19 protein-coding genes and 1 pseudogene are annotated in these 22,262 nt (G+C 61.5%); 3 read left to right on the forward strand and 17 right to left on the reverse strand.

What is annotated here, in order from left to right; all coding sequences use genetic code 11:
• Positions 1 to 173: 173 nt before the first annotated feature.
• The 3 genes from tsaB to ppc form a co-directional block, all read right to left on the reverse strand.
• Positions 174 to 848, reverse strand: a complete 675-nt coding sequence (gene tsaB / locus EQV97_RS07600) for a tRNA (adenosine(37)-N6)-threonylcarbamoyltransferase complex dimerization subunit type 1 TsaB (protein ID WP_240888772.1) — start codon at positions 846 to 848, stop codon at positions 174 to 176.
• An 85-nt stretch (positions 849 to 933) separates the two neighbouring features.
• Complete coding sequence (adk, locus tag EQV97_RS07605) at positions 934 to 1,584, reverse strand: adenylate kinase (protein WP_045060103.1); 651 nt, start codon at positions 1,582 to 1,584, stop codon at positions 934 to 936.
• Positions 1,585 to 1,871: 287 nt separating this feature from the next.
• Positions 1,872 to 4,502, reverse strand: coding sequence for a phosphoenolpyruvate carboxylase (gene ppc, locus EQV97_RS07610; RefSeq protein WP_122837669.1), 2,631 nt, complete (start codon positions 4,500 to 4,502; stop codon positions 1,872 to 1,874).
• A gap of 201 nt (positions 4,503 to 4,703) precedes the next feature.
• On the opposite strand from ppc, the gene EQV97_RS07615 reads away from it, so the two are divergent.
• From EQV97_RS07615 to EQV97_RS07625, 3 genes are all read left to right on the forward strand, one after another.
• Positions 4,704 to 5,048 carry a pilin assembly protein gene (locus EQV97_RS07615; protein WP_122837668.1) on the forward strand — a complete coding sequence of 115 codons (345 nt, stop codon included), beginning with the start codon at positions 4,704 to 4,706 and terminating at the stop codon, positions 5,046 to 5,048.
• A 286-nt stretch (positions 5,049 to 5,334) separates the two neighbouring features.
• Complete coding sequence (locus tag EQV97_RS07620) at positions 5,335 to 5,748, forward strand: DUF4398 domain-containing protein (RefSeq protein ID WP_122837667.1); 414 nt, start codon at positions 5,335 to 5,337, stop codon at positions 5,746 to 5,748.
• A 54-nt stretch (positions 5,749 to 5,802) separates the two neighbouring features.
• Entirely contained in the window at positions 5,803 to 6,591 is a 789-nt protein-coding gene (locus tag EQV97_RS07625; RefSeq protein ID WP_240888773.1) for an OmpA family protein, read from the forward strand.
• A gap of 125 nt (positions 6,592 to 6,716) precedes the next feature.
• Here EQV97_RS07625 and EQV97_RS07630 read toward each other — a convergent pair whose 3' ends face one another.
• The 14 genes and pseudogenes from EQV97_RS07630 to EQV97_RS07695 form a co-directional block, all read right to left on the reverse strand.
• On the reverse strand, positions 6,717 to 7,046 hold the full coding sequence (locus tag EQV97_RS07630; protein ID WP_045060763.1) for a hypothetical protein: 330 nt from the start codon (positions 7,044 to 7,046) through the stop codon (positions 6,717 to 6,719).
• Positions 7,046 to 7,957 carry an alpha/beta hydrolase gene (locus tag EQV97_RS07635; protein WP_240888774.1) on the reverse strand — a complete coding sequence of 304 codons (912 nt, stop codon included), beginning with the start codon at positions 7,955 to 7,957 and terminating at the stop codon, positions 7,046 to 7,048. Before EQV97_RS07635 ends, EQV97_RS07630 begins: the two co-directional genes overlap by 1 nt.
• A 160-nt stretch (positions 7,958 to 8,117) precedes the next feature.
• Complete coding sequence (locus EQV97_RS07640) at positions 8,118 to 9,395, reverse strand: flavohemoglobin expression-modulating QEGLA motif protein (protein WP_045060765.1); 1,278 nt, start codon at positions 9,393 to 9,395, stop codon at positions 8,118 to 8,120.
• A gap of 35 nt (positions 9,396 to 9,430) precedes the next feature.
• Positions 9,431 to 9,985, reverse strand: a complete 555-nt coding sequence (locus tag EQV97_RS07645) for a hypothetical protein (protein WP_122837664.1) — start codon at positions 9,983 to 9,985, stop codon at positions 9,431 to 9,433.
• Between the two features lie 46 nt (positions 9,986 to 10,031).
• A pseudogene (locus EQV97_RS07650) lies at positions 10,032 to 10,747 on the reverse strand (TetR family transcriptional regulator).
• Between the two features lie 99 nt (positions 10,748 to 10,846).
• Positions 10,847 to 12,349, reverse strand: a complete 1,503-nt coding sequence (lysS, locus tag EQV97_RS07655) for a lysine--tRNA ligase (protein WP_045060768.1) — start codon at positions 12,347 to 12,349, stop codon at positions 10,847 to 10,849.
• A gap of 125 nt (positions 12,350 to 12,474) precedes the next feature.
• Positions 12,475 to 13,570 (reverse strand): peptide chain release factor 2 gene (gene prfB, locus EQV97_RS07660; protein WP_122837662.1). Its coding sequence is split into 2 segments (ribosomal slippage): positions 12,475 to 13,497 and positions 13,499 to 13,570, totalling 1,095 coding nucleotides; the frame shifts between segments, so codons are not numbered across the junction.
• A gap of 137 nt (positions 13,571 to 13,707) precedes the next feature.
• Positions 13,708 to 14,709: a PleD family two-component system response regulator gene (locus EQV97_RS07665; RefSeq protein ID WP_240888775.1), complete on the reverse strand. Its 1,002-nt coding sequence runs from the start codon at positions 14,707 to 14,709 to the stop codon at positions 13,708 to 13,710.
• Between the two features lie 48 nt (positions 14,710 to 14,757).
• Positions 14,758 to 15,768, reverse strand: a complete 1,011-nt coding sequence (locus EQV97_RS07670; protein ID WP_122837660.1) for a chemotaxis response regulator protein-glutamate methylesterase — start codon at positions 15,766 to 15,768, stop codon at positions 14,758 to 14,760.
• On the reverse strand, positions 15,765 to 18,062 hold the full coding sequence (locus tag EQV97_RS07675; RefSeq protein WP_240888776.1) for a hybrid sensor histidine kinase/response regulator: 2,298 nt from the start codon (positions 18,060 to 18,062) through the stop codon (positions 15,765 to 15,767). Before EQV97_RS07675 ends, EQV97_RS07670 begins: the two co-directional genes overlap by 4 nt.
• A complete protein-coding gene (locus EQV97_RS07680) occupies positions 18,059 to 18,742 on the reverse strand; it encodes a chemotaxis protein CheW (RefSeq protein ID WP_122837658.1) in 684 nt (227 codons plus the stop codon). The genes EQV97_RS07675 and EQV97_RS07680 overlap by 4 nt, the downstream gene beginning before the upstream one ends.
• Positions 18,739 to 20,010, reverse strand: coding sequence for a CheR family methyltransferase (locus EQV97_RS07685; RefSeq protein ID WP_122837657.1), 1,272 nt, complete (start codon positions 20,008 to 20,010; stop codon positions 18,739 to 18,741). Before EQV97_RS07685 ends, EQV97_RS07680 begins: the two co-directional genes overlap by 4 nt.
• On the reverse strand, positions 20,007 to 20,543 hold the full coding sequence (locus EQV97_RS07690) for a chemotaxis protein CheW (RefSeq protein WP_225570191.1): 537 nt from the start codon (positions 20,541 to 20,543) through the stop codon (positions 20,007 to 20,009). Before EQV97_RS07690 ends, EQV97_RS07685 begins: the two co-directional genes overlap by 4 nt.
• Positions 20,543 to 22,165: a methyl-accepting chemotaxis protein gene (locus tag EQV97_RS07695; protein WP_240888777.1), complete on the reverse strand. Its 1,623-nt coding sequence runs from the start codon at positions 22,163 to 22,165 to the stop codon at positions 20,543 to 20,545. The genes EQV97_RS07690 and EQV97_RS07695 overlap by 1 nt, the downstream gene beginning before the upstream one ends.
• Between the last annotated feature and the right edge of the window lie 97 nt (positions 22,166 to 22,262).

Here is a 22,262-nt window from a genome sequence, read left to right on the forward strand (position 1 = left end):
AAAAAGGAAAAAGGTTTAAAAATGGAAGCTGGGAACTGACGATTGGCTGTGTCTGTGAGGCCGTCTTCGCGGGCAAGCCCGCTCCCACAGGAGCCATGTCGCACACAAGTTCAGTGACAACTCGCAATCTGTGGGAGCGGGCTTGCTCGCGGAGAAACCACCGCGATTCAAGCTTATCTTGCTTTAGGCGTCGCCACTTTATCGCGCAAATAAACAGGCTGCGCCTCATCCGCCACGATGGCTTCACCGCGCGCCCAGGCAAATCTGGCCAGCGTCAGCAGGTCTTCAGCGTGGGGCAACATGCCCGCATCCTGCCCGCTCGGATTGACGGCTATGCGCTCGGTATAGCCCCAACCGGTACCCGCACCGAACCACTCGCCGCTGGCATCGGCAGGCAACGCTGCCGCTTCCGGCGCCAGCACCGCTTCGGCACCGACCAGGCGCATCTCCCCCGCCGTCTCGCGGTAGCAACCCCAATACACTTCATCCATGCGCGCGTCGATAGCCGCAGCCACCTGGCTCACGCCATGCTCGCGCAAGGCCCGCTGCGCCAGCACTGCCAGGTTGGATACCGGCAGTACCGGGCGATCCAGGGCAAAGGCCAGGCCCTGGACCACGCCGATGGCAATCCGCACGCCGGTAAATGCTCCCGGCCCCCGGCCAAATGCGATGGCGTCGACCGCCTGCAGCGTGGTCCCGGCGTCTGCCAGCAACTGCTGAATCATCGGCAACAGCTTTTGCGCGTGCAGGCGCGGGATCACCTCGTAATGGCTCGTGACCTTGCCGTCATGCAGCAAGGCAACAGAGCAGGCTTCAGTCGCGGTGTCCAGGGCCAGCAAGGTGCTCATCGATGTTTCCGTAAGAGAGTCAGAAAAAGTGCGCCAGTATAAACAACTACGGCCCGCAAGCGGGCCGTAGAAAATCAAACGCAGATCAGCTCAGGGCTTCAAGCACCTTGCCGGTGATCGCTTCGACCGAGCCGACGCCAGCAATGTGGCTGTACTTCGGCTTGCCATCGGTTTCAGCCGACAGCTTCTGGTAGAAAGCCACCAGTGGTTTGGTCTGGGAATGGTAGACCGACAGGCGATGACGAACGGTTTCTTCAGTGTCGTCCTTGCGCTGCACCAGGTCTTCACCGGTGATGTCGTCTTTACCGGCAACTTTCGGCGGATTGTAGACGGTGTGGTAGACGCGGCCGCTGGCCTCGTGAACACGGCGACCGGCGATGCGCTGAACGATTTCTTCGTCGTCAACGGCGATCTCGACCACGTGATCCAGCTCCACGCCGGCTTTGACCAGCGCTTCAGCCTGAGGAATGGTGCGCGGGAAACCGTCGAACAGGAATCCGTTGGTGCAGTCAGCCTGGCTGATGCGTTCCTTGACCAGGTTGATGATCAGGTCGTCGGAGACCAGACCGCCGCTGTCCATGACGCTCTTGGCGATCAGGCCCAGCTCGGTGCCAGCCTTGACCGCTGCACGCAGCATGTCGCCAGTGGAGATTTGCGGAATGCCGAATTTCTCGGTGATGAACTTCGCCTGAGTACCTTTACCGGCCCCGGGAGCTCCCAGCAGAATGACGCGCATCGATGTGCTCCTCAATTTTTTATATGGATAACGTCAGATTCGCCTCATGGGGCCAATCTCAAAAATAGGGTCGTGACCGCCCAAACGGCCAAAGGCTGCTCAAGATACACAGCAGTTCCTGCCCACACAAGCCGCCGAAAGTCGGAGAAACCCGCGCCTTGCGTGACTTTGCGACGGGGTACTCCAAGTCGCAACCCCATCACTAACTGTCGCCTGACCGCACTTTCGCTCGACTGGGCGGCAGGCATCCGCCACCCGCTGCAGGTGCCGGACGCCACCGCAAAATGTTAGCCGGTGTTACGCAAACCAGCGGCAATCCCCGCCACAGACACCAGCAGCGCCTGTTCTACCGGGCTGCCTTGAGTGACTTCCTGCTGTCGGGAGCGCGCCAGCAACTCCGCCTGTAATAGATGAAGCGGGTCGAGGTAGGTGTTGCGCAAGCGAATGAATTCGAGGGTGGCCGGGCTATGCGCCAGCAGTTGGGACTGACCGGTCAGCCCCAGGACCACCGCGCAGGCCTGCGACAATAGGTCGCGTAAATGCGCACCTAATGGCAGCAGATCCGGCTCCACCAGACGCTCGTCGTAAGACCGGGCGATGTCCGCATCGGCCTTGGCCAGGACCATCTCCAGCATATCGATGCGCGTGCGGAAGAACGGCCACTGCTCGCGCATCTGCCCCAGCAACTCACCTTCGCCGCGCTCCAGCGCCTTGCTCAGTGCCGCTTCCCAGCCGAGCCAGGCTGGCAACATCAGACGGGTCTGGGTCCAGCCGAAGATCCACGGAATCGCCCGCAGGCTTTCAATACCACCCGCACGTCGCTTGGCCGGGCGACTGCCCAACGGCAGGCGACCGAGCTCCTGCTCCGGGGTGGACTGGCGGAAATACTCGACGAACTGCGGATTTTCCCGCACCACTGCGCGATAGGCTTTCACGCCATCAGCGGCCAGTTCGTCCATCAGATCGCGCCAGGCAGGCTCCGGCGGTGGCGGTGGCAACAACGTTGCCTCCAGCACGGCCGCCAGGTAGAGGTTGAGGTTCTGTTCGGCGATATCCGGCAGGCCGAATTTGAAGCGGATCATTTCCCCCTGCTCGGTGGTGCGGAACCGCCCCGCCACCGAGCCCGGCGGCTGCGACAGAATTGCTGCGTGAGCAGGACCGCCGCCACGTCCAACGGTGCCACCGCGGCCGTGGAACAACAGCAGTTCCACCTGCTGCTCGCGGCAAATATCGACCAGGCGTTCCTGCGCGCGATACTGCGCCCAGGCGGCCGCCGTGGTGCCGGCATCCTTGGCCGAGTCGGAGTAGCCGATCATGACTTCCTGCGGGCCGTGCAGGCGTGAACGATAGCCTGGCAGGAGCAACAGTTTTTCGATCACCGGGCCGGCGTTATCCAGGTCGGCGAGCGTCTCGAACAGCGGCACTACACGCATCGGCCGCAATACCCCGGCCTCCTTGAGCAGCAGCTGCACGGCCAGCACGTCCGAGGCGGCGCCGGCCATGGAGATCACATACGAGCCCAGCGAAGCGCCCGGCGCGGCGGCGATTTCCCGGCACGTGGCCAGTACTTCGGCGGTGTCGGCCGATGGCTTGAAGTACGCCGGCAGCAATGGCCGGCGGTTGCCCAGCTCGCGCATCAGGAAGTCGATGCGCTCTTCTTCAGTCCAGTCCTCGTAGCGCCCCAGGCCCAGGTAATCGGTGATTTCGGTCATGGCCGACGAATGCCGCGAGGAGTCCTGGCGTACATCCAGGCGTACCAGGAACAGCCCGAACGTCACCGCTCGGCGTAGACAATCGAGGAGCGGTCCATCGGCAATCACGCCCATGCCGCACTCGTGCAGCGACTGATAACACAGCTGCAGCGGACCCAGCAGGTCGCGATTGTCCTGCAGCACATCAGCCGTTGCCGGCGTGCTGGCTGTCAGGGATGCATGCGCCCAGTTACGCGTTGCCCGCAGACGTTCACGCAGTTGCTTGAGCACCGCGCGGTAAGGTTCGGCACTGTCGCCGGCCTTCGCCTTGAGCGCGTCGCTGGCCTGCTGCATCGACAGCTCCGCTGCCAGTTGATCGATGTCACGAACGTACAGATCCGCCGCCATCCAGCGCGCCAGCAGCAGCACTTCGCGGGTGACCGCCGCCGTGACATTCGGGTTGCCGTCGCGATCGCCGCCCATCCAGGAAGCAAAGCGAATCGGCGCAGCTTCCAGCGCAAGGTGCAGGCCGGTGGCGTCGTGCAGGGCCTTGTCGGCCTTGCGCAGATAATTGGGAATGGCTTGCCACAGCGAGTGCTCGATGACCGCAAAACCCCATTTCGCTTCGTCCACCGGGGTCGGGCGGGTGCGGCGGATTTCCTCGGTGTGCCAGGCTTCGGCGATCAGGCGTTGCAATTTGACCTGGATCTGCTCGCGCTCGGCGCCGGTCAGGTCGCGATGATCCTGAGCCGCCAACTGCTCGGCGATGGCGTCGTATTTCTGGATCAGGGTACGGCGTGCCACCTCCGTCGGGTGCGCGGTCAGCACCAGCTCGATCTCCAGCCGCCCCAACTGCCGCGCCAGCGCTTCGGCGCCATGACCTTCGGCCCGTAAGCGAGCGAGCAACTCCGGCAATACCCGGGCCTCAAAAGGTGCCGGTTGGGATTCCTCGCGTCGGTGGATCAGTTGGTACTGCTCGGCGATATTGGCCAGGTTGAGAAACTGGTTGAACGCCCGCGCAACCGGGAGCAATTCATCTTCGCTCAACTGGTTGAGGCTGGCGCTCAGCTCGGCGTCCATCGAACCGCGCCGGTCGGCCTTGGCCCCCTTGCGAATCTGCTCGATCTTGTCGAGGAAGCCGTCGCCATACTGCTCGCGAATGGTGTTGCCCAACAGCTCACCCAGCAGGTGAACATCCTCGCGCAAGCGTGCATCAATATCGGTCATCAGCAGTTCTCCAGCAAAAAATCCGGGCGGCCAGGAACCTCAAGAGTGCCGCTCCAGACTGTTTCTGACAAGCAGACGACGAAGGGACTGTAAACCTTTGGGGTTGAAGCTAGTCTGAAGAGTAAGCCGTACAACGGCTTGCCGCCCCTCACCGGCGGATACTCTCCGGCCTGCCACGAGCAGGCGCGCAATGAGGTTGTCATGAAAATTCGCGAGCTCGCCCAGCATTGGGAAGAAAATGCCAAAGGTCGCCTGACCGACACCGGTTACAAGATCCACCTGGACATGGAAGCGGCTGCCAGACTGGCAGCCATCACCGAAATGTACCCCAAGCGCCAGCCCGAAGAACTGCTCGGGGAACTGATCGGCGCCGCGCTGGAGGAGCTTGAGAAAAGCTTCCCGTATGTGAAAGGCTCGACCGTCGTGGCAACCGACGAAGAAGGCGATCCATTGTACGAAGACGTCGGCCCGACCCCACGTTTCCTGGCGCTGTCGCGCAGGTATTTGCATGATCTGGCGAGCGGTGGCGACGAGTCCAAACACTGATCATCGCTCCCGAGAGTGCAGGTGATCCCTGTGGGAGCGGGTTTGCTCGCTCCCACATTAGCCCGCGAATACCCTGCGCCCCCCCACAAAGTTCCACCTCCAAAACCATGACCAATCGGTCAGATATTTTTTCCGGCGATTGGCCATCTCTTCTGAACTTTTGAAAAAGCGCTCGGGTCGTACCCAGTAACCACGCCTGGGACGGCCGTTTCAAAACGCCTCCTAACATCGACGGTACGGCTCCATGCCCAGGATGGATTTTTCAAGTTTTTCAGGAGCATTTCCAATGGAGTTGAAGACCATGAAGACCAGCATCGCCCAATCCTCGTCTACTCACCTGCGCGGTCTGAAGATGGCTGCACTGGCTATCGGCACCAGCTTCGTTCTGGCCGGTTGCGCAGGCAATCCGCCGACCGAGCAGTTCGCCGTGACTGAATCGGCCGTCAATAGCGCCGTTAGCGCCGGCGGTACCGAATTCGCAGCCGTGGAAATGAAATCGGCCCAGGACAAGCTCAAGCAGGCCGAGCTGGCCATGCATGACAAGAAGTACGACGAAGCCAAGGTTCTGGCTGAACAAGCCGAGTGGGACGCCCGTGTAGCGGAACGCAAAGCGCAGGCAATGAAGGCCGAACAGGCAGTCAAGGACTCTCAGAAAGGTGTTCAGGAACTGCGTCAGGAAAGCCAGCGCACCGTGCAGTAAGCGCGCATCCAGACCCAGACCTGAAGCTCTAATCGATAGAAAGGACGACTTATTATGCGTAAACAATTGATGATCCCCGCTCTCCTGGCCGCAAGCGTTGCACTGGCAGCCTGCTCCACTCCGCCTAACGCGAACCTGGAAAACGCCCGCACCAACTACACCGGCCTGCAAACCAACCCGCAGGCCAGTAAAGTAGCGGCGCTGGAAACCAAGGAAGCCAGCGACTACCTGGACAAGGCAGACAAGGCTTACCTGAACAAGGAAGACCAGTCGAAAGTCGATCAGCTGGCTTACCTGACCAACCAGCGCGTCGAAGTGGCGAAGCAGACGATTGCCCTGCGCACCGCGGAAGCCAACCTGAAAAACGCTTCGGCCCAACGTGCCCAGGCTCGTCTGGATGCCCGTGACGCGCAGATCAAACAGCTGCAGGACAGCCTGAACGCCAAGCAGACCGATCGCGGTACGCTGGTGACCTTCGGTGACGTGCTGTTCGCCACCGACCGTGCCGACCTGAAATCCAGCGGCCTGGTCAACATCAACAAACTGGCTCAGTTCCTCCAGGAAAACCCGGACCGTAAAGTGATCGTCGAAGGCTACACCGACAGCACCGGTACCGCGTCGCATAACCAGTCGCTGTCCGAGCGCCGTGCGGCTTCCGTGCGCACTGCCCTGGTGAAAATGGGCGTTGATCCAGCGCGCATCGTTGCTCAGGGTTATGGCAAGGAATACCCGGTTGCCGAAAACAGCAACGCTTCGGGCCGTGCCATGAACCGTCGTGTTGAAGTGACCATTTCCAATGACAACCAGCCGGTCATGCCGCGCTCGGCCGTCAGCGCGAACTAAGCTTCACGCAGTGACACAAAAGCCCCGCCTGATCTGATCAGGCGGGGCTTTTTGTTGAAGATCAAAAGATCAAAAGATCGCAGCCTGCGGCAGCTCCTACGGGGTTGTTGCAGCTGGCGAGGGCGTCAGGGTTCGAGCTTTTGCGGAGTTTCCCCGCCCACACAACGCACTGCCTTCTTCTTGTTATCCACCAGCACACCGGTCAGGCCTTTCTGCTCGGTGTCGAACATCACCAGCACGCCATCGATGCACTGGGCCACTTGCGCGGCCGGCTGCAGGGAAATCTTGTAGTCTTCGCCGGGCACGGTCTTGAGCATGGTGAACTCGCTCAGCAGCAGTGCATCCTCGGGTTTGGCGAAGTGCAGGTAGCCGTACCACCACAGGGCACCCACAGTGCCGAGGATGCTGCAGATACCGGTGATGATCAGCGGGATGGCGTTACGTTCTTCACTCATTACGGACTCTCTGGTGGTTCATCTTCAGAATTCGGGGGCGCCGGGTAATTCGGGATTTCGCCCAAGCGGCGCAGGCCGTCGAAATGTTGCGGATCGTCAAGGTAGCGCAGCATGACCTTGCGCCAGACCGGGTCGGCAAAGGTCTGCACATGCCCACCCCGGGTCAGTTGCAGCACCCGCGGCGGCGGCGCAGCTTGATACAGACGGATGCCATTGGAAAGAGGCACGATCGGATCGTCGATGCTGTGGTAAATCAATTTGGGCACGCCATCGAGCTGCGCCATGGAGTTGATCGCGCTGTCGCCGTCCGGCACCAGCCAGGACAACGGCACCTGCAAGGGCCAGGTCAGCCAGGAACTGCTCAGGGCAAAGCGCCCTACGCTGCGGTAGCTGGCCGGCACACCGTCGAGCACAAACGCCTTGAGCTGCTTCTGCCGCTCCGGGTGTTGGACCAGGTAATGCACCGCCATTGAACCACCGAGGCTCTGCCCTAAAAGGATCAACGGCTTACCCTGGACCTCAGGCGCCTGGTCAAGCCATTTGAAGGCGGCGTCGATGTCCTGGTAGATCGCCGGCAGGCTCGGTTCGCCCTCGGACAGGCCATAGCCGCGATAGTCCAGCAGCAATACCTGGTACCCCTCTTGCGGTAACCACCAGCTGCCTCCGAGGTGCATGGGCAAATTGCCGCCATTGCCGTGCAGATGGAGCACCGTGCCCTTGACCTCGACGCCTTGCTTCGCCGGAAGCCACCAGGCATTCAGCTTGAGGCCATCGGCAGTGACCAGGGTGACTTCACGGTAATCGAGCTTGGCTTTTTCCGGCGTGAACAATTGGCCCAGTTCGGGATAAAACAGCAGCGAACTGCAACCGCCCAGGCTCAGGAGAAGGCAAAGGATCCCGAGGATTCTCATCCGTTGAAACCTCGCAAATACGGGTTGAAATACGACTTCGTGGAAAATGAATAACCTGTGGGAGCAGGCTTGCCCGCGATAGCGGTGTGTCATACAACTTAGATGTGAACGTTAGACTGCTATCGCGGGCAAGCCCGCTCCCACAGGGTTGGTGTTGTACTTAAAGAATATTGGAATAATCCGCTTCAATCCGGTCCAGGCTCAAGTGATTGAGGAAGTTGGAGAAGCACATCCAGGCAGACAACGCGTTCATGTCACGGAACTGCTCCGGCAGATATTTGGGCGGCACCACCAGCCCTTCATCCACCAGCTGACGCAACGTCCGCATGTCTTCCAGGGTGGTCTTGCCGCAGAACAGCAAGGGCACCTGCTCAAGCTTGCCTTTACGCACGGCCAACTGAATGTAGTTGTAAACCATGATAAAGCCCTTGAGATAGGACAAGTCTTTGGTGAATGGCAGGCCGGTCGGCACCGAGCCGCGGAAGACCCGGCTGGCGTTGCCGTAGCTTTCGGCCATTTCGAAGCCTTGCTCGCGGAAAAACTCGAATACCTGCAGGAAGTCGGCACCCTCCTCCACCATGTGGATGGCACGAGTGCGGTTGGTCAGTTTGCGCAGGCGACTCGGGTAGGAGGCGAAGGTGATGATCTCCATGAGAATCGCCAGGCCTTCCTGGGTCACGGTCGATGACGGCGGGCCCTTGGAGAGGAAGGTGCAGATCGGCTGGTTCAGGCCATTGAGGGTGGTGCCGACATGCACCAGCCCTTCATGGACTTCCAGCGCGCGCACGTCGCGCTCGTTGAACATCGCGTCGGTGCGGATCTTGATGTAATCCGCGCCGGCCGCCGCGTCCGCGACAATGCCATCGGACTCGAACACCCTGATGGTTTCCTCGGCCTCGCCGAACACTTTGCTAAGGCGGGTTTGCAGCAGGTTTACGGCGTCCTTGGCGGTAAGGATTTTCGGCTCGTCCTTGAGATCGCCACGACCGTCGATGTTGTTGAGGTAGTCCGACAGCATCAAGCCAAGGTCGGACAGGGTCGGGTCGCCGGCGTGAAACGCATCGGAGGCAGCGCCATAGAGCTCCTGGGAAATCAACCCGAAGTCCTCGGTACCGCGGGCTTCCAGCATGCGCACCACCATGCGGTATTCCTTGCACATGCGCCGCATGATCTGGCCGACCGGGTTGAACTGGCCCAGTTGCCGGGTGATGTCGCGTTCGATGTTCTGGAATTCCAGTTTCACTTTGCTGGAGTCGAAAGACAGCGGCCGATTGAGGTAGTAATCACGGTCTACCGCCGGCATCTCCTTGCCCTTGGCCTTGAGGAAACCCTTGCGGATGCCCTCGTCCCACTTCACCGCGTCGAGGACACGAATCGGTGTCTGCGCCAGCACAATTCGATCGGACAAAATGCGTATCGTCTGCTGGTAATCGTCCACCCGAAACTCCTGTAGTAAAACCGTTAGTGCTGGGTTTATTTAGCGTTGGCCAAGCGCTGGTAGCGCACGGCTTCGACAAACACGTCGGAGTTGGCCGGGTTGTCGAGGTAGGCAAACACCTCGGGCATGCTGTTGTTGATCAGTACGCCATCGCCATCATCCGTCTGGAAGCCCTGGCCGTTGAGGGTTTTCTGCCCCATGGCCTGGTTTATCTGATCCAGGTCGAGGTTGTAGACCACCAGTTCGCGCTCCTCGTTGAGTTCAAAGCCGGCGATGAGGAAGTGGCCGCCAAATTGTGCCGGCACCTTCGCCGACAGGTACCAGCGATCACCATGGCGCGACACGGTAAACGGATAGGCCTCGCGCGCCTTGGGCCTGGCCTTGAAGTAGCTGACCGCCTGGTAACGATTGTTGCCGATGCGCGTCAGCTCCAGGTTCATGGGTTCGCCCCATGCATTGGTGCTGGTCCATTTGCCCAACAGCCCCTTGGGCGCGGGATCACTCTGGGGCAAAGGCTCCTTGAAGGACACCAGGCAGCCACTGAGCAACAGAAACGACAAGGCGATCACAACGACACGCCAGGTTTTCATTCAATACTCCCTATGAAATCACACCACCGAGCCCCGGGGGATCACGTTACACCGATGCCAACACCAGGTGCATGTAACGGTTGAGGATACCGAGCATTTCAGCCTCTGAGTCAGGCTCGGCATCGTTCAGCAGACCCTGATATTCCATCCGTCCGATAATCGCCGTCAACACCTTGGCGTCCTGTTGTGGCTCGCGGGACCCCAATACCTGAAACAGCTGACAGCTGCCCTGCAGCAGAATCTGCTGATGCGAGCGCACCAGTTCCGCCAGCCGCGGGTTCAGCAGTGCCTCCTGGCGGAACGCCTGCTCGGCCATCAGGTGCTCGCGACGATTGACCAGTTGGCGATGCACATAGTCGGCCATCAGGCGCGCAATATCGTCGGCCAGTTGCGAGCGCGACTCCGGGCTGCCGTCGCCACTGACCACCATCTCGCGCAGCAGCCCCTCATTGTCACCCACAACTTGCCCATGAAGGCAGCGCTGCGCTCCACGTACTGGGCGAAGGTATCGGTGAGCAGGTCATCGATGTCCTTGAAATAGTAGGTCGTCGCCGACAATGGCACGGCCGCTTCAGCCGCCACTGCGCGATGACGCACGGCCCGCACGCCATCACGCACCACAATGCGCATCGCTGCATCGAGAATGTCCTGTCGACGCTGTTCGCTGCCCTGTCGGCTGGCCTTGCGGCCCTGGTACTGAACACTTTCAGCGACCGCAGTGGCGACACCCGCTGCACCTTCTTGAGCCATTGCACGATTCACGACAGGTCTTTCCTCTCAGATGAAAGCAATAAATTGATACGTTTGTACCAGACAGGCAATAAAAAGCCGCCCTGGTAGGCGGCTTTTTGATTAAAACACTTACGCTTGCGGCCGCATGTGCGGGAACAGGATCACGTCGCGGATGGACGGGGAGTTGGTCAGCAGCATCACCAGGCGGTCGATGCCGATACCTTCACCCGCCGTTGGCGGCATGCCGTACTCCAGCGCACGAACGAAATCGGCGTCGTAGTGCATGGCTTCGTCGTCGCCGGCGTCCTTGTCGGCCACCTGCGCCATGAAACGCTCGGCCTGGTCTTCCGCGTCGTTCAACTCGGAGTAGGCGTTGGCGATTTCACGGCCGCCGATGAACAGCTCGAAACGGTCAGTGACGTTCGGGTTGTCGTCGTTGCGACGGGCCAGCGGCGACACTTCGAACGGGTATTGGGTAATGAAGTGTGGCTGCTCCAGCTTGTGCTCGACCAGCTCTTCGAAAATCATCACCTGCAGCTTGCCCAGGCCTTCGAAGCCCAACACCTTGGCGCCGGCTTTCTTGGCGATGGCACGGGCCTTGTCGATGTCGTTCAGGTCGTCAGCAGTCAGCTCAGGGTTGTACTTGAGGATCGAGTCGAACACGGACAGGCGCGCGAACGGCTCGCCGAAGTGGAACACCTTGTCGCCATAAGGCACGTCGGTACTGCCCAGGACCAGCTGTGCCAGTTCGCGGAACAGTTCTTCGGTCAGGTCCATGTTGTCTTCGTAGTCGGCGTACGCCTGGTAGAACTCCAACATGGTGAATTCAGGGTTGTGACGGGTCGAGACGCCTTCGTTACGGAAGTTGCGGTTGATCTCGAAGACCTTCTCGAAACCGCCAACCACCAGACGCTTGAGGTACAGTTCCGGCGCGATGCGCAGGTACATGTCCATGTCGAGGGCGTTGTGGTGGGTTTCGAACGGTTTGGCCGCCGCGCCGCCCGGGATGGTCTGCAGCATCGGCGTTTCGACTTCGAGGAAGTCGCGCTTCATCAGGAAGCTGCGGATGTGGGCGATGACTTGCGAGCGAATGCGGAACGTCTGGCGCACGTCTTCGTTGACGATCAGGTCAACGTAGCGCTGACGGTAGCGCGACTCGGTGTCGGTCAGGCCGTGGTGCTTATCCGGCAGCGGGCGCAGGGATTTGGTCAGCAGGCGCACGTTGGTCATTTCGACGTACAGGTCGCCCTTGCCGGAACGCGCCAGGGTGCCTTCGGCGGCAATGATGTCGCCCAGGTCCCAGGTCTTGACTGCGGCCAGGGTGTCTTCAGACAAGGTTTTGCGGTTGACGTAGACCTGGATGCGCCCGGACATGTCCTGGATCACCATGAACGAGCCACGGTTGAGCATGATGCGACCGGCAACCTTGACCGGGATTGCAGCCTCTGCGAGCTCTTCCTTGGTCTTGTCCGCGTACTGTTTCTGCAAGTCTTCGCAGTAGTTGTCGCGGCGGAAGTCATTCGGGAAGGCATTGCCCTTGGCGCGCTCGGCGGCCAGCTTTTCCTTGCGCAGGGCGATCAGGGAGTTTTCTTCCTGTTGCAGGGCTTGCGGGTCGAGTTCTAGGTCGCTCATGTCTTTAAGTATTCCATCAGGTTCATGGTCCACAGCCTGCGGCTGGGGATCGCGGGCAAGTCGGATCGCCGCACCGCCGCTCCCAGAGGAGCCGCGTTTTTTCAGGCGATCCCGTATTGCACGTGTTACAGGCCTTGTTTCAGGCTCGCTACCAGGTATTCGTCGATGTCGCCGTCGAGCACCTTGTCGCAGTCGCTGCGTTCGATGTTAGTGCGCAAATCCTTGATTCGCGACGCATCCAGAACGTAGGAGCGAATCTGGTGACCCCAGCCGATGTCCGACTTGGTGTCTTCCAGGGCTTGCGAGGCAGCGTTGCGTTTCTGCACTTCCTGCTCGTACAAGCGCGCCCGCAGCATTTTCATCGCGGTGTCTTTGTTCGCATGCTGGGAACGTTCGTTCTGGCAGCTGACCACGGTGTTGGACGGTACGTGGGTAATACGTACGGCCGAGTCGGTGGTGTTTACGTGCTGACCACCGGCACCGGAGGAGCGGTAGGTATCGATGCGCAGGTCCGACGGGTTGATGTCGATTTCGATGTTGTCATCGATTTCCGGCGAAACGAAAACGGCCGAGAACGAGGTGTGGCGACGGTTGCCGGAGTCGAAAGGACTCTTGCGCACCAGGCGATGCACGCCGATTTCGGTACGCAGCCAGCCAAAGGCGTATTCGCCCTTGATATGCACGGTTGCGCCCTTGATCCCGGCGACTTCACCGGCGGACAGCTCCATGATGGTCGCGTCGAAACCGCGTTTGTCAGCCCAACGCAGGTACATGCGCAGCAGGATGTTGGCCCAGTCCTGGGCCTCGGTACCACCCGAGCCGGCCTGGATGTCCAGGTAGGCGTTGTTGGCATCCATCTCACCGCTGAACATGCGGCGGAATTCGAGTTTTTCCAGGGACTCGCGCAGGCGTTCGACTTCGGCGGCAACGTCATCGACGGCGGCCTGGTCTTCCTCCTCGGCGGACATCAACAGCAGGTCCTTGGCATCAGCCAGGCCCGAGTGCATCTCATCGAGGGTTTCTACGATCTGCGCCAGCAGGGAGCGCTCGCGCCCCAGTTCCTGGGCGTAGGCAGGGTTGTTCCAGACACTCGGATCTTCAAGCTCGCGATTGACTTCGGTCAGACGCTCATGCTTTTGATCGTAGTCAAAGATACCCCCGAATAGTTTCGGAGCGCTCGGACAGGTCCTTGATGCTGTTAAGGATCGGGTTGATTTCCATGGCGGGCAGCACTCGTTGGCGAACTTTTGAAAGCCGGCGAGTATACCGTAATCAGGCTGTCACGGCAGCCCGCCTGGCGGCTTTAGGGGTGAATGATTTGCCCTGCTTGTCCCCGTGGTAGCGGGCTTGGTCCCACATTACGAGATACCCACCTGATTGCGCCCATTGTGCTTGGCCTGGTACAGCCCCTTGTCCGCCGCCAGAATCAGCTGCCGGCAGTCGCTGCCGTGCTCCGGCGTGATCGTCGACAAGCCGATGCTGATGGTCAGGCTGGAGCCTTCGGCCGGTGCGATGTGCGGAATTTTCAGGGCCGCAACGGTCTGGCGCAGTTTTTCCGCGACCAGCCGGGCGCCGCCGGGTGAGGTGTTGGGCAGCACCAGGGCAAATTCCTCGCCACCGTAGCGGGCCGGCAGGTCGGACGGCCGGGAGCTTGCATCGCGGATCGCCAGGGCGACCTTGCGCAGGGCTTCGTCACCTTCGAGGTGGCCGAAGTTGTCGTTGTAGGACTTGAAGTAGTCGACGTCGATCATCAGCAACGACAACTGAGTCTGGTCACGCACCGACTTTCTCCATTCCAGCTCCAGGTACTCATCGAAATGCCGGCGGTTGGAAAGCCCCGTCAGGCCATCGGAGTTCATCAGGCGTTGCAGCACCAGATTGGTGTCGAGCAACTGCTGCTGGCTCACGCGCAAGGCCCGATAAGCCGCGTCCCGTTGCAGCAGGGTCATGTAGGACCGCGAGTGGTAACGAATGCGCGCCACCAGCTCGATGTTGTCCGGCAGCTTGACCAGATAATCATTGGCACCGGCGGCAAACGCCGCGCTCTTGATCAACGGGTCTTCCTTGGTCGACAGGACGATGATCGGAATGTCCTTGGTCGCCGGGTGATTGCGGTATTCACGCACCAGGCTCAGGCCATCGAGGCCGGGCATCACCAGGTCCTGCAGGATGACGGTCGGCTTGATGCGCATCGCCTGGGCAATGGCCTGGTGCGGGTCGGCACAAAAGTGGAAGTCGATGTTTTCTTCGTGCGACAAGCCGCGTCGCACTGCCTCGCCGATCATCGCCTGATCGTCCACCAGCAACACCATGGCGGCGTTTTCATCGGTCTTGAAGTCGTCGAGCTGTAAATCATTCATGTGCGATCACCTGAGTACTGCCTGGGCCCGGAATGCGGATGAAGGTCTTCATTTGGTGAAAATCTCCAGCAATCGGGGCGCTATCTTTTCCAGCGAACGGATTTCCACCGCCGCGTCGATGGCCGCAGCCGCCTTGGGCATGCCGTACACCGCACTGCTTTGCTGGTCCTGCGCAATCGTCAGGTAGCCCTGCTGACGCATGAGTTTAAGCCCCTGTGCGCCATCGCGCCCCATGCCTGTAAGCAAAACCCCGACCGCATCGCCATTCCAGTAACTGGCCACGCTTTCGAAAAACACATCGATCGAGGGCCGATAGATCTCGTTGACCGGTTCGGCGGTATACGCCAGGGTGCCGTTCTTCAACAAGCGAATATGATGGTTGGTGCCGGCCAACAGCACTGTGCCGCTTTGCGGTGGCTCGCCTTCCTGGGCCAGGCGCACGTTGAGGCCGCTGGCACTGCTGAGCCACTCGGCCATACCGGCGGCGAACACCTGGTCGACATGCTGGACCAGCACGATGGCCGCCGAAAAATCCCGCGGCAGGCCCTTGAGCAGGACTTCCAGCGCCGCGGGCCCGCCAGCGGAAGAACCTATGGCGATCAGCCGCTGGCGCGACCCGGAGGTGCGCAACGTGTTGGGGGCCGGGCGCTCGCGGTTGCCCTTGTCGCCAATCAGCCAGCCGATGTTCATGATCTTGCGCAGCAAAGGCGCAGCGGCCTCCTGGGCGTTGCCGGCCCCGAGCGCCGGGGTGTCGACGACGTCAAGCGCGCCGTGCCCCATGGCCTCGAACACCCGATGCACATTCTGCTGGCGGTCGACGGTGACGATCACGATGGCGCAGGGAGTCTCGGCCATGATCCGGCGAGTGGCCTCAACGCCATCCATGACCGGCATGATCAGGTCCATCAGGATCAGGTCCGGCGTCTGCTCGGCACAGCGCTGCACGGCCTCGGCGCCATTGCCGGCGACCCAGATCACCTGGTGCGCCGGATCGAAGGCCACGGCGCGGCGCAGGGCCTCTACCGCCATGGGCATGTCGTTGACGATTGCGATTTTCATGCCCGTGCTCCTCCGATGAGCTCAACCACTGCATCAAGCAGGGCATCGTCATGAAAACTGGCTTTGGCTAGATAATAGTCGGCGCCAGCGTCCAGTCCACGTCGGCGATCCTCTTCGCGATCCTTGTAGGAAACCACCATCACCGGCAGCGATTGCAGGCGGTTGTCGCGCCGCAACAAAGACACCAGCTCGATGCCGTCCATGCGCGGCATGTCAATGTCAGTAATCAGCAGATCGAAATCCTCCGAGCGCAGGGCATTCCAGCCATCCATGCCATCGACCGCGACGGCGACATCGTAACCACGATTGAGCAACAACTTGCGCTGCAATTCGCGCACGGTCAGGGAGTCGTCGACCACCAGGATACGCTTGCGAGCAGCCTCCACGACCTGATTACCCTGGCGCGCGATCCGCTCCAGGCGCCCGGTATTGAGCAGTTTGTCCACGGATCGCAGCATGTCTTCGACGTCGACGATCAGTACTACCGAACCGTCATCGAGCAGGGCTCCGGCGGAAATATCCTGCACTTTTCCCAAGCGTTCATCCAGCGGCAAGACTACCAGCGTCCGCTCGCCGATGAACCGCTCCACGGCCACCCCATAAATGGCTTCGCGCTCACGGATCACAACGACCTTTAGCGTCTCCTGGCGGCCCTGGCTGGCCGGGCGCTGCAACAGTTGGCTGGCCGCCACCAGGCCGACGTGCCGGCCTTCGTACCAGAAGTGCTGGCGACCCTCGACCTGGACGATATCCGCGGGTTCGAGGTCGCACATGCGCTCGATGTGCGCCAGCGGAAAGGCATACGCCTCGTCACCGACTTCCACCACCAGGCTACGCACCACGGACAACGTCAGCGGCACTTCAAGATGGAAGTGACTGCCCTCGCCCGCCGTCTGCTCCAGCACCACCGCGCCGTGTAACTGGCGGACCATGTGCTGCACCGCGTCCAGCCCGACACCGCGACCGGAGACTTCGGTAACCTTGTCGCGCAGGCTGAAGCCCGGCAGGAACAGGAACGTCAGCAGCTCCTCTTCGCTCAACTGCGCGGCGGTCTCGGCCGGGGACAGATGGCGCTCGATGATGCTGCGCCGGACTTTCTCCAGGTCGACGCCGTTACCGTCATCGCTGAGTTCCAGCACCAGCAGGCCGGCCTGGTGGGAGGCGCGCAGGCGGATCAAACCTTCAGCGGGCTTACCCGCCAGCACGCGCTGCTCGGGGGTTTCGATGCCATGGTCCACAGCGTTGCGCAACAGGTGCGTCAGCGGCGCTTCGAGCTTTTCCAGCACATCACGGTCGACCTGGGTCTTCTCCCCTTCGATCTCCAGACGCACCTGTTTACCCAGGCTGCGGCCAAGGTCGCGGACCATCCGCGCCTGTCCGGCCAGTACATCAGCGAACGGGCGCATGCGACAGGCCAGCGCGGTGTCGTACAACACCTGGGCGCGCTGGCTGGCCTGCCAGGCAAACTCGTCCAGTTCGGCGTTTTTCTCCACCAGCAGTTGCTGGGATTCGGCCAGGAGCCGGCGAGCATCGTCGAGGGCTTCCTGGGCTTCCAGGCTCAAGGTCTGATCCTTGAGAAGCGCATTGAGATTTTCCAGGGCGCGCAAGCCGTTGCCCTGCACGCGCTTGAGGCGTTGCATGGTGGCCAGGTGCGGCTTCAGGCGCAGGGTTTCCACCAGGGACTTGCTCGACAGGTCGAGCAGGCTGTTCAAGCGTTCCGCCGTGACCCGCAGGACCCGCTCGCCAGTATCGGTGGTGCGGCGGTTTTTCACCGGGGGGTCAGCGGGAGCAACAGGCAGTGGCTCGATCACCGGAACCGGCACCTCGATCACCGGCGCCAGCGCTACGGGTTCCGGCTCGGCCATGAACGGCGCAATGGGCGTACTGATCGGGGCCGCGAGCGCCATGGGATCGAGCAACAGCCCCATCAGTGCGACATAAGCTTCAATGTCCGTAATGCCCGGTGCGTTATCGGGCGTGGCGATGCGCATCAACAGGTCAGTGCCTTGCAGCAAGGCGTCGATGTGCTCGGGGCGCAAGTACAGGCGGCCTTCCTGGGCGCTGACCAGGCAGTCTTCCATCACGTGCGCCACGCTGACCCCGGCATCAACGCCGACGATCCGCGCCGCGCCCTTGAGCGAGTGGGCGGCGCGCATGCACGACTCCAGGTGATCGGCCTGGGTCGGGTCGCGTTCAAGTGCCAGCAGCCCAGTGCTGAGTACCTGGGTCTGGGCTTCGGCCTCCAGGCTGAACAGTTCCAGCAGCGAGGCATCGCGCATCTGTTCGGGGGTCATGTCAGGCTCCGGGTCACCGCAGACAGCAATTGTTCTTCATCCAGCCAACGCAGGCTGCGGCCCTTGAACTGCAAGACGCCATGGGTGTATTTGCTGCTGGCCTGGGTGCCGGAACGGGACGCCGCTTCCAGGACCCGCTCGTCGATGGCATGGATGCCGTCCACTTCGTCCACCTGCACCACCACCGGCCCACCGTGCGCGGCGATGATCAACATGCGCGGCATGGTGCGCGCGCCGGGGACAGCAACAGCGGCAGCGTCGAGCCCGAGCAACTCCACCAGCGACAGGCACGCCACCAGCGCGCCGCGTACATTCGCCACGCCCAGCAAAGCCCGGGAACGCTGATGCGGCAATGAGTGAATTGCCTGCAACGGAGCCACCTCCACCAGAGTGCGAGTGGCCAGCCCCAGCCATTCTTCGCCGAGGCGAAACATCAGCAGCGAACGTGTTTTGACGTCGCTCTCGACGCTGCTGGAAACCTGTCCGCGATCCTCCTGCTGCAGCGCGTAACGGTCGAGCAAGCGCGTAGCGGCAGCGGAATACACCGCACAATTGCGGCAATGTATATGCTCGCCCAGCAGCGGGCAGGACTTGTCACCGTGGACCCCGATGCGGTTCCAGCAGTCGTCGATGGCCTGGGCATCTGCATGAGTGACGCTCAAGGTGTCGGAGGCGTTCATCGTTTACGCTCACTGTCAGCGGCGCGCTCGCTGCGCGCGGCGCGGTCCTGCAATCGTTTGGCACCCGCCGTGTCGCCCTGGGATTGCAGTAAGGCCGCCAGGTGCATCAACGCGTCGGGATGTTGCGGTTCAAGGTACAACGCCTTGCGATAGAAGCCTTGGGCCTCCAGGGCGCTGCCGGCTATGTCACTGAGCAAGCCCAGCCAGTAGAACACCTGCGCCACCGGTTCGTGGCTGCGCAGGTAACTCTCGCATGCAGCGCGGGCCTCGGCGCTTTTGCCCTCGTTGGCCAGCGCGGCGATGTTCACCAACAACGCGGCGGCGTCCGACGGCGGTGTTTTTACCGCCCGCGGCGCGGGAGCCACGGCTGCAAAGGGTCGGGGACGCGCTGGCGCCATGGGGCGCACCGGCTGGGGCTGGGGCTGCGGGATTGGCAGGACGGTTGGCAGGAAAGCCGTAACCGGCTCGGGCGCCGCCTGGCGACTGAACGCAAAAGACTGCGGGATGCCGATCGAGCGCATACCAAAACGTCCCAGCAGACTGCCTTCGGCGGGGCCGATGAACAGCACGCCGTCGACGTGGGTCAGGCGTTTGAGCACTTCGAAGACCTGCTGCTGGGTCGGCAGGTCGAAATAGATCAGCAGGTTGCGGCAGAACACGAAATCGTAGGCAGGCTCGTTGGCCAGCAGGGTCGGATCGAGCAGATTGCCGACCTGCAGCCGAACCTGGTCCAGGACTCGCTCGTCAAGGCGATAGCCCTCGTTTTCAGCGGTGAAATAGCGCTCGCGAAACTCGATGTCCTGGCCGCGAAACGAATTCTTGCCATACACCGCGCGCCGGGCTTTCTCCACTGACAGTGGGCTGACATCCATGCCCTCGACCTTGAACTGATGCGGCTTGAGGCCGGCGTCGAGCAGCGCCATGGCAATCGAGTACGGCTCCTCGCCAGTTGAGCAAGGCAGGCTGAGAATCCGCAGGGCGCGCAGGTTGTTGATCTGCGCCAGGCGAGTGGCCGCCAGCTTCGCCAGGGTGGCAAAGGATTCCGGGTAACGGAAGAACCAGGTCTCAGGCACGATCACGGCTTCGATCAGCGCCTGCTGCTCGTCCCGCGAGCCCTGAAGGCGGTGCCAGTAGTCGTCGGCGGTCAGCGCATGATTGGCGGTGCTGCGTTGGCGCACGGCGCGCTCGATGATGGCTGGCCCCACCGATGTCACGTCGAGGCCGATGCGTTCCTTGAGGAAGTCGAAAAACCGCTGATCGCTGCTCATGACCGCTCCTCAAGCAGCGCCGGGTCCAGAGGCTGGGCCGGAAACAGCAGCGCGCGCACCGAGTCGTCCAGCAGGTCGGCGATCCGTATCCATTGCAGCAAACCCTGGGCATCTTCGCGCACAGGCCCGAGGTACGGCGCCTGGCGATTGTCCAGCCCATATGGCTGGAACTGCGAAGGATGGCAGCGCAGGGTGTCGGTGGCCTGCTCGAGGATCAGCCCGAGCAGTTGCGCCGGCGCGGTCTCATCAGCACGGTAGTGCACCAGCACCAGCCGCGTACTGGTACGTGCCTGTGCCGGTCGGCCGAAGGTCAGCGCGCTGAGATCGATCACCGGCACGACCGCGCCACGATAGGCAAACACCCCGGCCACCCAGGCCGGCGCCTTGGCAATTGGCTTTAGCGGCACGCGCGGCAGTACTTCCGCCACGTCGATCGCTTGTAAGGCATAGCGCTCGTCGCCGATGCGAAACACCAGAAACAAGGACTGCTTTGCCGGCGCCACGGCGGCGCGTCTGCCTGCGAGTTCGCTCATCAGACTTTGAATCGCGATACGCCGCCACGCAAGCCCACAGCCACCTGGCTCAGTTCGTCAATGGCGAAACTGGCCTGGCGCAGAGACTCGACTGTCTGGCTGCTGGCATCACCCAGCTGTACCAGCGCATGGTTGATCTGCTCCGCGCCGGTGGCCTGAGCCTGCATGCCTTCGTTGACCATCAGCACCCGAGGCGCCAGCGCCTGGACCTGATGGATGATCTGCGACAGCTGTTCGCCGACCTGCTGCACCTCGGACATGCCGCGGCGCACTTCCTCGGAGAACTTGTCCATGCCCATGACACCCGCCGACACCGCCGACTGGATCTCGCGCACCATTTGCTCGATGTCGTAAGTGGCCACGGCAGTCTGGTCCGCCAGGCGCCGGACTTCGGTGGCAACCACGGCAAACCCGCGGCCGTATTCCCCGGCTTTTTCCGCTTCGATGGCGGCGTTGAGCGACAGCAGGTTGGTCTGGTCGGCCACCTTGACGATGGTCACCACCACCTGATTGATGTTGCCGGCTTTCTCATTGAGGATCGCCAGCTTGGCGTTGACCAGGTCGGCAGCCCCCATCACCGAATGCATGGTGTCTTCCATGCGCGCCAGGCCTTGCTGGCCAGAACCCGCCGCCACCGAGGCCTGGTCGGCGGCGGAGGAGACTTCAATCATGGTGCGCACCAGGTCCCGCGAGGTCGCGGCGATTTCCCGGGAAGTCGCGCCGATCTCGGTGGTGGTGGCCGCTGTTTCGGTGGCCGTGGCCTGCTGCTGCTTGGACGTGGCGGCGATCTCGGTCACCGAAGTCGTCACCTGTACCGACGAGCGCTGGGCTTGCGACACCAGCGCAGTGAGTTCGGTCATCATGTCGTTGAAGCCGGTTTCGACGGCGCCAAACTCATCCTTGCGATCCAGGTTGAGACGGCCGCTGAGGTCACCGGTGCGCATGATTTCGAGGATGTTCACGATGCGGTTCATCGGCGCCATGATGGCGCGCATCAACAGCAGGCCGCACAGGCCGGCGGCCAGCACCGCGATCAGCAGGGAGATGCCCATGATGATCTTGGCCGTGAGTACCGCGTTATCGATGGCAATGATGTCCTGGTCGGCCACGGCCTTGTTCTGGCGAATGATGTCATTGAGCTTGACCCGCCCGGCTTTCCAGGCCGGGGTCAATTGCTCGTCGAACATGCGGATCGCTTCGACTTCCTGATTGCGCTTGTGCAAGTCGAGCACCGCAGCCAGGGTGTTCTTGTAGTCCTGGTGCAGTTTTTCGAAGGTGGCGAACTCGACCTTGTCCTCATCCGTGGTGACAGTGCCGCGGTAGTTGCTCATCTGCTCCAGCAAACGGGCTTCGAAGGCATTGAACTCGGCTTCGTCCGCAGCACTGACACCCTGCCCCTCCTTGAGTCCGAGCATGTGCTGGATCTGCAGGTAACTGTCGGACCAGGCGCCGCGGATCATCGAGCTGTAATACACCCCGGGCAACGCATCTTCACGAACGCTGGCCTCACTTTCCTCGATCTTGAGCAGACGGGAATAGGAGACGATGACCATCAGCAGCATGATGGCGATGATTACCGCAAAGCTCGCCAAAATGCGTTGGCGCAACGTCCAGTTCTTCACATTCATTCCTCGGGGCCATATCAAATGCTGCCGAGTATAGCTGAGGGCGCTGTTTCATTTATAAGACAGATGCAGACCAGTTCTCATCCCTATGAAT

This window comes from Pseudomonas sp. TMW22090, from assembly GCF_022496665.1.
Classification (GTDB): Bacteria; Pseudomonadota; Gammaproteobacteria; order Pseudomonadales; family Pseudomonadaceae; genus Aquipseudomonas; species Aquipseudomonas gregormendelii.